The sequence below is a fragment of the Glutamicibacter sp. NPDC090743 genome (assembly GCF_044769125.1).
Taxonomy (GTDB): domain Bacteria; phylum Actinomycetota; class Actinomycetes; order Actinomycetales; family Micrococcaceae; genus Glutamicibacter.
Genome location: NZ_JBIVXE010000003.1, coordinates 315,888 through 329,684, shown reverse-complemented (window position 1 = coordinate 329,684; position 13,797 = coordinate 315,888). Strand labels below are relative to the sequence as shown.

12 protein-coding genes are annotated in these 13,797 nt (G+C 61.4%); 6 read left to right on the top strand and 6 right to left on the bottom strand.

Annotation, left to right across the window (positions count from 1 at the left end; all coding sequences use genetic code 11):
* Positions 1-26: 26 nt before the first annotated feature.
* Positions 27-827 carry a purine-nucleoside phosphorylase gene (locus ACIQTS_RS07985; protein WP_402472747.1) on the bottom strand — a complete coding sequence of 267 codons (801 nt, stop codon included), beginning with the start codon at positions 825-827 and terminating at the stop codon, positions 27-29.
* A 126-nt stretch (positions 828-953) separates the two neighbouring features.
* Here ACIQTS_RS07985 and ACIQTS_RS07980 point away from each other — a divergent pair, with 126 nt between their 5' ends.
* From ACIQTS_RS07980 to ACIQTS_RS07965, 4 genes are all read left to right on the top strand, one after another.
* Entirely contained in the window at positions 954-2,363 is a 1,410-nt protein-coding gene (locus ACIQTS_RS07980; RefSeq protein ID WP_332487844.1) for an NAD(P)H-quinone dehydrogenase, read from the top strand.
* Positions 2,364-2,698: 335 nt separating this feature from the next.
* Positions 2,699-4,087 carry an MFS transporter gene (locus ACIQTS_RS07975; RefSeq protein WP_332487842.1) on the top strand — a complete coding sequence of 463 codons (1,389 nt, stop codon included), beginning with the start codon at positions 2,699-2,701 and terminating at the stop codon, positions 4,085-4,087.
* A gap of 183 nt (positions 4,088-4,270) precedes the next feature.
* Positions 4,271-4,900: an NAD-dependent epimerase/dehydratase family protein gene (locus ACIQTS_RS07970; RefSeq protein WP_332487840.1), complete on the top strand. Its 630-nt coding sequence runs from the start codon at positions 4,271-4,273 to the stop codon at positions 4,898-4,900.
* Positions 4,901-5,114: 214 nt separating this feature from the next.
* Positions 5,115-5,570, top strand: coding sequence for a DUF6176 family protein (locus tag ACIQTS_RS07965; protein ID WP_402472526.1), 456 nt, complete (start codon positions 5,115-5,117; stop codon positions 5,568-5,570).
* A 71-nt stretch (positions 5,571-5,641) separates the two neighbouring features.
* On the opposite strand, the gene ACIQTS_RS07960 is transcribed toward ACIQTS_RS07965, so the two are convergent.
* Positions 5,642-7,423, bottom strand: coding sequence for a biotin carboxylase N-terminal domain-containing protein (locus tag ACIQTS_RS07960; protein ID WP_332487860.1), 1,782 nt, complete (start codon positions 7,421-7,423; stop codon positions 5,642-5,644).
* 281 nt (positions 7,424-7,704) lie between these two features.
* On the opposite strand from ACIQTS_RS07960, the gene ACIQTS_RS07955 reads away from it, so the two are divergent.
* Positions 7,705-8,148, top strand: a complete 444-nt coding sequence (locus ACIQTS_RS07955) for a hypothetical protein (protein ID WP_402472524.1) — start codon at positions 7,705-7,707, stop codon at positions 8,146-8,148.
* A 54-nt stretch (positions 8,149-8,202) separates the two neighbouring features.
* Here ACIQTS_RS07955 and ACIQTS_RS07950 read toward each other — a convergent pair whose 3' ends face one another.
* Complete coding sequence (locus ACIQTS_RS07950; RefSeq protein ID WP_332503066.1) at positions 8,203-8,769, bottom strand: GNAT family N-acetyltransferase; 567 nt, start codon at positions 8,767-8,769, stop codon at positions 8,203-8,205.
* An 85-nt stretch (positions 8,770-8,854) separates the two neighbouring features.
* The gene (locus tag ACIQTS_RS07945) at positions 8,855-9,373 is read right to left on the bottom strand and encodes a CGNR zinc finger domain-containing protein (protein WP_332498375.1); all 519 of its coding nucleotides are present in this window, start codon (positions 9,371-9,373) and stop codon (positions 8,855-8,857) included.
* Positions 9,374-9,398: 25 nt separating this feature from the next.
* Here ACIQTS_RS07945 and ACIQTS_RS07940 point away from each other — a divergent pair, with 25 nt between their 5' ends.
* Positions 9,399-9,602, top strand: coding sequence for a hypothetical protein (locus ACIQTS_RS07940; RefSeq protein WP_332487832.1), 204 nt, complete (start codon positions 9,399-9,401; stop codon positions 9,600-9,602).
* Between the two features lie 54 nt (positions 9,603-9,656).
* On the opposite strand, the gene ACIQTS_RS07935 is transcribed toward ACIQTS_RS07940, so the two are convergent.
* On the bottom strand, positions 9,657-10,298 hold the full coding sequence (locus ACIQTS_RS07935; RefSeq protein ID WP_332728186.1) for a nucleoside triphosphate pyrophosphatase: 642 nt from the start codon (positions 10,296-10,298) through the stop codon (positions 9,657-9,659).
* Complete coding sequence (locus ACIQTS_RS07930; RefSeq protein WP_402472520.1) at positions 10,295-13,795, bottom strand: MMPL family transporter; 3,501 nt, start codon at positions 13,793-13,795, stop codon at positions 10,295-10,297. Before ACIQTS_RS07930 ends, ACIQTS_RS07935 begins: the two co-directional genes overlap by 4 nt.
* Positions 13,796-13,797 lie beyond the last annotated feature (2 nt).

Sequence of the window (13,797 nt, the reverse complement as noted above, 5' to 3'; positions counted from 1 at the left end):
GCTTCTTTGCGCCGATAATGCGAGGCTTAGAGCTTCGCGATGATCTGTGCCAGCAACTTGGAGATGCGCGGACCGGCGGCCTGGCCGGCCTCGATGACTTCCTCGTGGCTCAGCGGCACCGGGCTGATGCCGGCGGCCAGGTTGGTCACCAGGGAAATACCGAAGATCTCCATGCCTGCATGGCGGGCGGCTATTGCTTCCAATGCGGTGGACATGCCGACCAAATCAGCACCGATCACCTTGGCGTACTGGACTTCGGCCGGGGTTTCGTAGTGCGGTCCGGTGAACTGCGCATACACGCCCTGATCCAGGGTCGGATCAACTGCGAGGGCAATCTCGCGCAGGCGCGAGGAGTACAGGTCGGTCAGATCAACGAAGGTCGCGCCCTCCAAAGGGGAGGCGGCAGTCAAGTTGATGTGGTCCGAGATCATTACCGGGGTGCCTGGGGGCCAGTTCGGATTCAGGCCGCCGCAACCGTTGGTGAGCACCAGCTGCTCGCAGCCGGCAGCTGCCGCGGTGCGGATGGGGTGGACGACAGCGCGCACGCCGCGCCCTTCGTAGTAATGGGTGCGGGCACCCAGAACCAGGACCCGCTTTCCAGTGGACGTCAGGATCGAGGAGATGCTGCCCTTGTGCCCGGGTACGGCCGGGGCATGGAAGCCTGGAATGGAGGCGGCATCCAGGGTGTGGGTGGTTTCGCCGATGAGTTCGGCGGCCTGGCCCCAACCGGAGCCCAGGACCACCGCGATGTCGTGTTTTTCGACGCCGGTCTGTTCGGCGATTGCCTGGGCAGCTTGTGCCGCCAGGACCTGTGGGTCATTTTGCATATCAGTCACGGGAAATACGCTACCGGTAGCGGGGCGCTTTGTCAGGTGAAACTAGTGCTTCAGATTCAAAATCACGTTCCGGGATCGTGCTTCGATGTGCGCAATCACCGTGCATGGTGAACAATAGTGAATGTGAGCGCAGATCGTAGGAATGAAGCAACCCGTTTAGTTATTCTCGGCGGAGGACCTGGCGGCTACGAAGCTGCCATGGGTGCGGCCCAGCTGGGCGCCAATGTCACCGTCGTGGAGCGTGCAGGCATGGGCGGTTCAGCGGTGCTGACCGACGTCGTGCCCTCCAAGACCCTGATCGCTACGGCGGACGCAGTGCGCCGGGTGAAGCACGCAGAGACCTTTGGAGTCCACGTTGACGGCCTCGACTCGGCCGTCACCGACTTCTCGGTAGTGAACCACCGCCTGCTGGACCTTGCCAAGGAGCAGTCCTCGGATATCCGCACCACCCTCGAACGCGCTGGCGTGCGCATCGTGATCGGCGAGGGCCGCTTGCTGGACGACCACACGGTTGCCGTATCGCACCCGGATGGTTCCGAGCAGGAAATCGAAGCGGACGCCATGCTGATTGCCGTGGGAGCCCACCCGCGCGAACTGCCTACCGCCAGGCCTGATGGCGAGCGAATCTTCAACTGGACCCAGATCTACAACATGAACGAGGTGCCTGAGCACCTGATCGTTGTAGGCTCCGGCGTTACCGGTGCAGAATTCGCTTCGGCGTACAACTTGCTCGGTGCCAAGGTCACGCTGGTTTCCTCGCGCGACCGCGTGCTGCCCGGCGAGGATGCAGACGCAGCTGGCGTGCTGGAAGATGCTTTCAAGGACAACGGCGTCAACGTTGTTTCCCAGGCTCGCGCCGAGGGCGTGGAGCGCCAGGGCGACAGGGTGCTGGTCACCTTGGCGGACGGTCGCGTGCTCGAAGGCAGCCACTGCCTGGTTGCAGTGGGCGGCATCCCCAATACCGCCAACATGGGTCTGGAAGAAGCCGGCGTGCAGCTGACCGACTCGGGCCACATCAAGGTCGATGGCGTTTCGCGCACTACCGCAACCAACATCTACGCTACCGGCGACTGCACGGGCGTCTTCGCCCTGGCTTCGGTAGCAGCCATGCAGGGCCGCATCGCCGTGGCCCACCTGCTCGGCGACTCGGTAAAGCCATTGAACCTGGATCTAGTGGCATCCAACGTCTTCACCTCCCCGGAAATCGCTACCGTGGGTGTGACCCAGCGAGCGGTTGCCGAGGGCAAGTACCAGGCCAACATCATCAAGGTTGATCTGAACACCAACGCTCGCGCCAAGATGATGAACGTGGACCAGGGCTTCGTGAAGATCGTTTCCCGCAAGGGCTCGGGCACCGTCATCGGCGGTGTTGTGGTCGCTCCGCGTGCCAGTGAATTGATCTTCTCGCTGGCACTGGCGGTCCAGAACAGCCTGCATGTTGATGACGTGGCTGAAACCTTCACCGTTTACCCGTCATTGTCCGGTTCGCTGGCTGAAGCGGCACGTCGCCTGCACCGTCATCGGTAGGTTCTGAAGAACTCTTCCAGGGCGGCATTTCCCTTGCATTCAGGGAGATGCCGTCCTTTTGCCATTAATGCCGTAACACAAGCTCTTGTGACGCCATTCACTTTGGCGACCGACTCTGATATAAGTGTAAAAACTGTTTTCTCAGGTCACGTCTCAATATGTGGAAGCGCATATTCCTGCTAGTAGGCCCGTGAATTGCTGTTTGCAGTTCAGTTTCATTTCATCTTATGTCCAAATGCTGGACATCAATATCCGAATACTGGTCACCGAGGTTTACGATTATGGCAACGTAAATGAACATCTGACTCGTACTTTCACTCTAAGGAGCAGCCTCCATGTCGCAGGCTAACCAAGCAGTGGCGCCGAAGGAAAACACCCGCGGTCGCGTGCTGTTTGCCAGCATGATTGGCACCACTGTCGAATTCTTCGACTTCTACGCCTACGCCACCGCGTCGGTTCTCGTTTTCCCGGCGTTGTTCTTCCCTAACGCCTCCACCATCAACGCGATCCTTTCATCGTTCGCGATCTTCGGCGTGGCTTTCGTGGCTCGTCCACTGGGTTCGATCATCTTCGGCCACTACGGCGATAAGCTCGGCCGCAAGGGCACCCTGGTGGCGTCACTGCTACTGATGGGCATTGCCACCTTCCTGATCGGCTTCCTGCCGCCGGCCGCGGGCAACTGGACCGTTTTGGCTCCGACCGCACTGGTGCTGCTGCGCTTCGCCCAGGGCCTGGCGCTGGGCGGCGAATGGTCCGGCGCTGCGCTGCTGGCCACCGAGAATGCGCCGAAGAACAAGCGCGCCATCTACGGCACGTTCCCCCAGCTGGGCGCACCCATCGGCTTCATCATCGCGAACCTGATGTTCGTGGCCCTGCAGACCTTCTGCACTGCAGAGCAGTTCATGGCATGGGGCTGGCGCGTTCCGTTCTACTTCTCGGCAGTCATGGTGATCATCGGCCTGTGGGTACGCCTGAAGCTCGTTGAATCCGCGTCCTTTAAGAAGGTCCTGGATCAGAAGAAGGTAGTGAAGTCGCCGTTCGCGGTGACCATGAAGAAGCACTGGCGTCCAACCCTGGCCGGTACCTTCATCATGCTGGCAACCTATGTGCTGTTCTACCTGATGACCTCCTTCACCCTGACCTACGGCACCCAGCCGTCTACCGTCGAGCAGGCGACTGCTGCAGCTGAAGCCAAGGGCAAGGCCTTTGACGCCGCAGGCTTCGTTCCGGGCTTGGGCATTGAACGCCCGACCTTCTTGACCATGCTGATCATCGGTGTCGTCTTCTTCGGCATCTTCACCGTGGTTTCGGGCCCGTTGGCTGAGAAGTTCGGCCGCCGCAAGTTCCTGATCTGGGTTACCGCGGGCATCTTCGTCTTCGGACTGTCCTGGACCTTGTTCTTCGGTCCAGGCCAGGGCGCTGCCATGGCCGGGCTGATCATCGGGTTCACCCTGATGGGTCTGACTTTCGGTCCGATGGCTGCGTATTTGCCTGAACTGTTCCCGTCCAATGTCCGCTACACCGGCTCGGCTGTTGCCTACAACATGTCCTCGGTGATCGGCGCGGCTCCTGCGTCCTTCGTGGCTGTAGCCCTGTGGAAGGCCGGTGCGGGCAACACCACCGGTGTTGGCCTGTACTTGGCACTTGGCGCGGTACTGACCTTGGTCGCGCTGTTCATGACGCGCGATACCTCTGACATGGACATGGAAGAGTGGGTCGAGTAGTTCGACAGTCTTGCTGAGGGAACGGCTCGGCGAATCATCAAGCCATGATGATTCGCCGGGCCGTTTCCCGTTTCCGTGCTGCCTGGATGACTACGAGCTGAAAGTGGCCATCAACCCCTGACAACTTGATGCGCGGGATGGAAGCATGGGACGCGGAATATCCAATACCGAAGGGGAACGCTCATGCGTATTGCAGTTGCGGGAGGCACCGGCGCTATCGGCACGCTGGTGGTCGAAAAACTCAAGAGTGCTGGCCACGAACCAGTGGTGCTCGCACGGTCCATGGGATGCGACCTGGCGAACCGCAACGCGGTAAAGCAGTGGCTGGTTGACTGCCAATCGGTCATCGATGTTTCCGGAGTTTCCACCACCAGCTCTGCTGCATCCATGCGGTATTTCACCCACTCGACGGCCAACCTCGTCAGCGTGGGGCGCGAGTCCGGGGTGCAGAACCACGTGGCGCTCTCGATCATCGGAGCGGCCGAAGTGGATTCCAGCTATTACGCGGGCAAAGCCGTGCAAGAGCGGATGCTGCACATGCTTCCCGGTGGCTACACCCTGCTGCGCACGACCCAATTCCACGAATTCATTGGCCAGAATATCAAGCGTCTGGGCGCGGGCCCGGTGCAGATGGCGCCGAAAATGCGGATGCAGCCCATCGCGGGCATCGAAGTGGCCGCAGCACTAGTGGATCTTGCTGAGGGGCCGGCGCAGGGCGTGGTGCAAGACCTTGCTGGGCCGCAAGAAGAATACGCTCCCGACCTGTTTGCCCAAGTACCTGCAGGCCCAAGGCAGGTCTCCAAAGATGGTTGAAGTGCCTGTTCCTGGCCCCATGGGCAAGGCCATGCGTGATGGGGGACTGCTGGCAGGCGGTTCCGCCCGGCTGGGCCACGAAACCTTCGACGCCTGGCTAGCGCGGCAGTAGCCCGAACCAGCCTCCTTATTCAGTATCCACTGGCTGGCGAGCTGGAACTTCTAGCATCCGAATAGCAGTGACAAAACAAGTGGATTCTGGAAGCATCACGTCATGGACGAAAAAGAACCGCATGTTCCCTACAATCCCACGCCTCGGGGATTTCCCGGCTTTGCGATGCCCGCTTCAGTGCCGCAAGGCATGCGGCTGGAGCTGAGCCGTTCAAGGATCAAGGATGGGCAGGATGAGAACTTTGGCGCCTGGATGGACATGCTCAATGCGCGCTACGAGGAATGCGAAGCATCCTTATCGGCACAACGGGCAGCGCTAGAAGCAACATTCAGGCATGTGGAAGCCGATGGTTCAACATGGATCTACCACCTGAGCCTGGTAGGCGAGAACGGCGGCGGGCTCGATACGCAGCAGGAGATCGATGCGGCGCACGAATCAGCTAGCCGCCAAGCGAAAATGCCTGGCTGGGAAGAGCTTGAACCGAAGTTCCTGCTCATGCCCGATCATCTGAAGGCATCCATGGCGCACTGGGCAGAACATGGACAGGTGCCAGAGTAGAAGATTCCAGTTGCAGAACGACGCAGGGCCTGGACAAATCTGTCCAGGCCCTGCGTCGTTGCCAACGAGTGCTACTTGGCTTCTTCGATCGAAGCGATGACGGCGCCCGATGACAGGGTCTCGCCCGGGGCAACTTCCAAGCCGCTGACCACGCCATCACGGTGCGCAGTAATTGGCTGCTCCATCTTCATCGCTTCCAGCACGACAATCAGATCGCCCTGGGCCACGGCCTCGCCATTCTCAACGGCAACCTTCACGATGGTGCCCTGCATCGGCGAACGCAGTTCTGCGCTGTTCGCGCCAGCGGAGCTGGCTGCCTTGCGGCCCGGCTTGCGCTTCTTCTTGCCTGCGGCCTTCTCGGCACCGTTGGAGGATACCGATCCCAGCGACGAAGGAAGGGTGACTTCCAGGCGCTTGCCGCCAACTTCAACGGTCACGCTGGTGCGCTCGTCTTCGGCTGCGTCCTCGCCGCCCATTGGCATTGGGTGGGGCTCGATGGCGGTATCGAATTCGGTTTCGATCCAGCGGGTGTGGACCTTGAATGGCCCCTGGGCCGGAACGAACGAAGGGTCGCTCATCACTGCGCGGTGGAATGGCAATACGGTAGCCATGCCCTCGATCTGGAATTCTTCCAGCGCACGGCGGGCACGAGCCGCAGCCACTTCACGGGTGCTGCCGGTGACGATCAGTTTGGAGATCATCGAGTCGAAGTTCCCCGAAACGCTTTCGCCCTGCTCGATGCCCGAGTCAACGCGAACGCCGGGCCCCGATGGCAGGTTCATCTTGGAGATGGTGCCCGGGGTCGGCATGAAGTTGCGGCCGGCATCTTCGCCGTTGATGCGGAACTCGAAGGAGTGGCCGCGGATCTCCGGGTCGGTGTAGCCCAGTTCTTCGCCGCGGGCGATGCGGAACTGCTCGCGAACCAAGTCCAGGCCGGTGACTTCCTCGGAGACCGGGTGCTCAACCTGCAGGCGGGTATTGACCTCGAGGAAGGAAATGACGCCATCCTGGCCTACCAGGAATTCGCAGGTGCCTGCGCCGTTGTACTTCGCTTCGCGCAAGATGGCCTTGGATGCTTCGTACAGCCGGGTGGTCTGCTCTTCGCTCAAGAACGGGGCCGGCGCTTCTTCAACCAGCTTCTGGTTGCGGCGCTGCAGCGAGCAGTCGCGGGTGGAGACGACAACCACGTTGCCGTGGATATCGGCCAAGCACTGGGTCTCCACGTGGCGCGGTGCATCCAGGAAGCGTTCGATGAAGCATTCGCCGCGGCCGAAAGCCGCGACAGCTTCACGCACTGCCGAGTCGTACATCTCGCCGATTTCTTCGCGGTTGCGGACCACCTTGATGCCGCGTCCGCCGCCACCGTAGGCAGCCTTGATGGCCAGTGGAAGTCCGTGCTCGTCGGCGAAGGCGTATACCTCGTCGGCCGAGGCCACCGGATCCTTGGTGCCGGGAACCAGCGGAGCGCCCACCTTTTCAGCAATGTGGCGGGCCTTGACCTTGTCGCCGAGCTGGTCGATGGACTCTGGCGATGGGCCAATCCAGGTCAAGCCCGCGTCAATAACAGCCTGGGCGAACTCGGCGTTCTCCGAGAGGAAGCCGTAGCCCGGGTGGATCGCGTCGGCGCCGGAGCGTTCAGCTGCGTCCAGGATCTTCTCAATGCGAAGGTACGATTCAGCGGCGGTGGTCCCGCCCAGCGCGTAGGCTTCATCAGCCAGACGCACATGCAGGGCATCGCGATCCGAGTCGGCATAGACCGCAACGGACTCGATTCCTTCATCGCGTGCGGCACGGATAATACGCACTGCAATCTCGCCGCGGTTGGCGATAAGCACCTTCGTCAATGGATTCATCATGAACCTTGTCTTTTAAAAATAGGGTTTCTCAGCTATGAGCCTATCGTTTTTGTGGGAACTATATGTAGTTATCGCCTAGAACGAGGGTGTTAGGGTGAATTTTTTGGAGGAATCCTACAAAGGACCTTGGCGCTGGCTCAACGTGGAACCTGCCCCGCGAGGCCTGCGGACCCTGTCGCCGGCGAGGCCTGAAAGGGGCGCTGCTCTCAGCTGGTGCGCTGGCAGCGCTGGCCTCTGCCCTAGTCTTCGCGCACCCGGCGAACTAGGCTATCGACAAGATGGAAAACAAGGAGGCTGCCGTGGGAAATCGAGGCAAAGCGCTCTGTGCGCTGCTGGCTGCTGGAATGCTCGCCTTGGCCGGTTGTTCCAGCGCAACCGGCATCCCGGCGCTTGACCGCGATCCGGCTGGAACCGACCAGTGGCCGGGGGATAGGAGCCAGTTGGAGGACCTTCGGATGCAATCCGTGCGTTTTCTGGTCACGCACGGCAACGCCGACTACTTCGCCACCGCATCGGCAGATAAGCAAACGGCTTGCCTGTTCAAATTCGCCCAGGGAGAGGTCTCCGCAGCTGGCGGATGCGGCGGGGCCGGGGACGCGGATGCCATCGTCGAGGTGAGCGCCCCTGGAACGAGGATGATGCTGGTCCGGGCCGGAAGCGACTTCTCGGACTTGGAAGAGGTGGGCTGGACCAGGATCCACGAGAACATTCTGGTGTTCTAGCTGGCCGGGAGCCAAGGGATTCCTGAAGGGCCGCTTGACGCCTGCAGGATTGGGTTATCCAAGGTTGGCGCCCATGGTGTACACCACAGGTCCCTCTGCTATCGCGGTGCGATGCAATACCTCGAAACCGTGCCGCTCGTATAGGCGGACGTTTCTCTCGTTGGATGTTTCCAGCGACACCTCGGGATAGTCCGACGCGGCAATATGGTTCAGGCACCGGCTGATGAGTGCCGAACCAAGACCCCGTCCAACGATGGATCCAGCAACCCCAAGCGTGGCAAAGTCCCACGCGTTCTCAGGCCGCTGTGGCAGGTCGGCTCCGTAGGCGATCTCCAAGCGATCGCCCATCAGCTGCGAAATCTCTTCCTGCATGCCCAAGCCAGGCTCTGGACAACTTGGTGGCAGGAGCGCAGCGACACCGTCGAGGTCCTCGCTGACCAGGACGACTCCATGCTCCAGAGCGTGGGAAAGGTAGACGGCTTGAAGGCGTTCCAAGCGCTCCAGGTAGCGATCGGCTGGAATGCTCCACCGTGTCCAGGGGTAGAACGCAAACGCCTCGGCCAAAGTAGAGGACGCACTGGGAATATCCGCGCGGCGCGCGGAACGGATAGCTGAAGTCACATCCATATCCTAGCCAAGCCAGCCCGGCCTCCCGCCGTGCGCCGCCACGCCATGGTTCCGGCCTGGCATGAATCAGCCCCGGCAGCTACGCCTGCCGTTCGCGGTGCCGCCTGACCGCCGCGCGATTGGCGCAACGCACCGAGCAGAAACGCTGGCGCCCGTTGCGTGTCACGTCCACGACCACATGTCCGCACGGCGCGGCCTCGCAGCGCCGCAGCCGGTGCATGCCCCTGGTGGTCAGGTGCAATGCCGTGCCCACGCAGAAGACCGAGCGCAGCACCTGGGGCATGCTCTGGCCGTCATCGCGATAGTGCAGGTGCCAACCCTCCCCATCGTGGTCCACCAGGCGCGGATAGGCCGAAGCGCGAGCCGCCTGCAAATTCAGCAGCAGCGCCCGCTCGGGATCGGACGGCGCGTCAACGATGTCCAGCCAGTCATCCACCACCGCGCGCGTTTGCGCATAGTCAGAGGCGAGCTGCGGAAAGGGCATGGTCATGCCGCTCTGACGGGTGCGTTGTTCGATGCCGTCGCGGTCCGATGGCCAGTCATTGGCCAGCGACGCAGCGAGGAGCACTGCATATTCTCCGTAAGGGTTGAGTTGCATAAGAGCATTACATCATGCTGGAGCCATGACTATTGCACAGCACAGCCAAGCCGTTGATTCCCGGCAGGAAACCGTTGTCCATGAGCACTGCTGGGAGATCGGATCCAGCCATCGGACTTCCGCCGGGATTGTTGAATACTTCCATTGCCGCCGCTGCCGGCGCCACATCATGCTCCAGCGCGGGTTCGGGCACGAACAGATGCTGCTGAGCAGGGAACTGCAGGCATGAAAATGGTGCCTTCCGCTGTGGGGCGGAAGGCACCATTTGCCGGACGGAACCGGATTATTTCCAGAGATCCACGATGCTGATCCCGGCTTGGGCCAGCAGGCCGCGCAGCACGAAGACATCCAATCCGACGACGTTCTGGAAGTTGCCTTCGATGGACTCGATGAAGGCTGCAGCCAGCCCGTCAATGGTGAACCCCCCGGCGCAGGGCAGCGGTTCCCCGCTGGCGACGTAGGCCTCGATCTCGGCATCATCCACGGTGGAGAAATGCACCACGGTGGAAGATACCTGGCCGCGAGCCTGTTCCGGATTGGCGGGATCAATCAGCCAATGGCCTGAGTGCAGGATTCCGGTAGAACCGCTCAGCTGCAGCCATCGTTCGCGGGCTACCTCTTTGGTGTGCGGCTTGCCGTAGGCCACGCCATCAAGTTCGAAGACCGAATCGCAGCCCAGCACCACGGTGCCTGCCGGATGATCTGCCTGGGCCACGTTCTCGGCCTTGGCACGAGCCAGCAGCAATGCGGTCTGCGCTGGACTCTGCTCGCCGTTGCGGGCCACGGCAGCTGCCAGCACCGCATCTTCATCCACCTCGGAAACCTGGGTGGTGAATTTGATGCCCGCATCGGCCAGGACCTTCTTGCGTCCCCACGAAGCCGAAGCCAGCAGCAACCGGGGTCCTGTCTTCATCTGTTCGCTCATACGGCGGCGTTCTCCTTGGCCTCCTGGCTGGAATTATCAGCGGAAGTGCTTTCCCCGGAATCCAGCATATCGTTGAGTTTCGATCCTTCGACATCAACATCCGGCAGGATCTTGTCAAGCCATTTAGGCAGGTACCAGGCCTTGTCGCCCAGCAGGTGCATCACTGCCGGAATGAAGGTCATGCGGATGATGAACGCATCGAAGAGCACACCGAAAGCCAGCGCGAAACCGAGCGGGCGGATCATTGCCAGGTGCGAGAACACGAAGCCGGCGAAGACCGAGATCATGATCAGCGCAGCGGCGGTGACGACCGGTGCTGCCATCGAGAATCCGGAACGGACCGCGTCCTTGGCCGGCTCGCCGTGAGCGTAGCGTTCACGCATCGCCGAGACCAGGAAGACCTGGTAGTCCATGGCCAGCCCGAACAGGATGCCGGTGAGCAGGATCGGCAGGAAGCTGAGCAGCGGACCGGGAACGTTGACATCGAAGAGACCGGAGAACCAGCCGAACTGGTAAACCATGACGCTGGCGCCGAAGGCCGCGGCCAGCGAGAGCAGGAAGCCGCCGGTGGCCAGCAATGGAACCACGACCGAACGGAAGACCAGCAGCAGCAGGATCAGCGACAGGCCAACCACGATGCTCAGGTACGGTACCAGGGCGGCGGTGACCTTTTCGGAGACGTCAATCTGCGCGGCAACCTGGCCGGTCACGGCAATGTCAGCACCCGTGGCCTCGGAGAACTCCGAGTAGTCCGCACGTAGCTGGTGCACCAGCGCTTCGGTGGCTTCCGAGGAAGGGCCATCGGTAGGGATCACCTGAATGGCTGCCAAGGTACGGTCTTCGGTCATGGTGACTGGAATTGCGGCCACCACGCCGTTGTATTCGCGCAGTTTCTCGGCCACATCGAGGCTAGTTTCCTCAGCTTCGCGCTCGCTGAGCCCTGCAGGCAGATCAGCTAAGACCAGCAGCGGGCCGTTGTAGCCGGAACCGAACTTGTCGCTGGTTTGCTCGTAGGCCTGGAAGGCCTGCGAATCGGCAGGTTCTGCACTGCCATCAGGCAAAGCGGTTCGCATCTGCGTGGCCGGCAGGGCGATGGCACCCAGGACGACTATCACCAGCAGGGTCACGGGAACAGCGATCTTGGTGACCATGCGCACCCAGCGAATGGAGAATGATTCCTTGATCTGGGGATTCTCGGCATCCGCGGCTGCCTTCTTGCGGGCCCGCTTGGAAACCAGTTTGGTGCCGGCCAGGGACAGCAGTGCTGGCAGCAAAGTGATGTTCAGCAGCACCGAGCAGAACACGGTGAACGCTGCCGACAGGCCCAAGACGGTCAGGAACGGAAGTCCTGGAACAGCCAGTGCGGCCAGTGCGATGATCACGGTTAGACCAGCGAAGACTACAGCGTTGCCGCTGGTTCCGACGGCGCGTGCAATCGACTCTCCGACCTCCATGCCGGACAGCAGCTGCGAACGGTGGCGGTGGATGATGAACAGCGCATAGTCGATGCCCACCGCAAGGCCCAGCATGAGAGCCAGGGCAGGGGTAATCGAGGCCATGTCAATCAGCGAGGAGAACGCCATCGTAGTGCCCACGCCAGCGCCCACACCGAGGATCGCCAGCAACAGCGGCAGGCCGGCGGCGACCAAGGTGCCGAGCATGGCAATCAGGACAATGGCAGCGATGACCACACCAATGATTTCCGAGGCTCCGAAGACCTGGGACATGTCCTGCATGATCTCCTTGGAGAACAGCACCTCCACGCCGTTAGCCTGTGGACCTGCAGCGATAGCCTTGATCTGCTCGCGGTCATCGGGAGTCAAAGCGTCGGTCTGGACCTTGAAGGTCACCTGCGAAACTGCAGTACTGCCGTCTTCGGAAACGAAACGCATATCGGAGCTTGCGCCCACCTGGCGCGAAGCGAATTCCAGTTCAGCGCGGCCGGATTCCAGATCCTTCAGGCCTTGCTCTATGTCCTTCTCGCCCTGCTCAAGCTCGGCGGTCTTTTCCTTGATAGTTTTTTCGCCGTCTTCAAGCTGGTTCTTGGCTTCTGCCAGCTCGGCCTTGCCTGCAAGGAACTGGGCCTTCTTGGCATCGAATTCACGTTGCCCGGCCTCCAGCTTGGCCCTGCCGGCATCGAGCTCGGCCTGGCCTTCGCTCAGCTTCACCTTGTTGCTGGCGATCTCATTTTTCGCTGCATCCAGCTGCGCCTTGGCGTCGTCCAGCTGGGTTTTGGCGGCGCTAAGCTGGCTGCGGTTCGCGTCCAGTTCCTGATGGCCGGCCTTGGCCTGGGCCTGTCCAGCGTCGAGTTCCTTGCGGGCAGCGTCAAGCTGCTGCAAGCCGGCTTCGGCCTTGGCGATCTGCTCCAGTGCCTCGGTGGCCTGCTGCTTGCCGGCGGTCGCTTGGGCGATAGCTTTCTCGGCTTCGGGTTTCGCGGCTTTCGCCGCAGCCAAGGCGCCTTCGCTGTCCGCTAGTTGCTTAGTGTACGCATCAATGTCGTCTTGGTTTCCGGCCGCCTCTGCCTCCGCCAAGAGCTGCTTGGTACTCTCGATCTGGGCCGGTAGTTCCTCGATGCCCTTTTCAGCCTCGGCCAGTCCTGCCTGTGCGGCGGCCAGGCCATCTTCAGCTGACTTCAGACCCGTGGTGGCTTCTTCCTTGCCGGCCGACAGAGTTGCGTCGAATTCTTCGCGGGAAGAGTCGCCCAGCAGCTGGTCCATGCCAGCCTGGTACTCCTTCTCGCCCGCGGCGAGCTTGGCGTCAGCGGCATCGAGCTTCTGCTCGCCAGCGTCGAACTTAGCGCGGCCAGCGTTGTATTCGGCCGTTCCGTCCTTGTACTGGGCTAATCCGGCGTTGTACTTCGCTTCGCCGGCTTCCAGCTGGGCACGACCCGAAGTCAGCTCGCGCTGGCCGGCTTCCAGCTGCGCGCGGCTATCGGCGAGCTGCTTTTCAGCGGCGGCAATTTGCGGCTCGGCAGCCTGGATTTCCTTCTGGCCGTCAAAGTACTGTGCCCAGCCATCGGTGAGTTCTTCGCGGCCTTCCTTGAGCTGCACCTTGCCATCGGCAATCTGCACCTTGGCATCGTCAAGCTTTTCCTGGCCGTCAACGAGTTCCTGCTGCGCTTTCTCCAGCTCTGGCTGCGCCTTATCGAGCTGTTCCTGCAGTTCGAAGGGGCTCATGGCTTCGACTACCTGGGACTGCATGGCCAGCTGTTCCAGGGACTCGGCGACGGCCTGCTTCTGGGTTTCGTTCAGCGGCCGGTTCGAGCTTTCACGGAACACAATCGAGCCAGAGCCGCCGGCGAGATCCGGGAGCTCTTCCTTCATTCGGTCGAGGGTGCGCTGGGTTTCAGTTCCGGGCAGGGTGAAGGTATTCGATAGCTGGCCCATGAACAAGCTGGCGCACAGGCCGATGAAGATGAAGGCCGCCAGCCACATTGAAATGACGCGGTAGCGGTGCAGGTGTGCCCATCGAGCGAGGCGGTAGAGGAGGGAAGCCATGA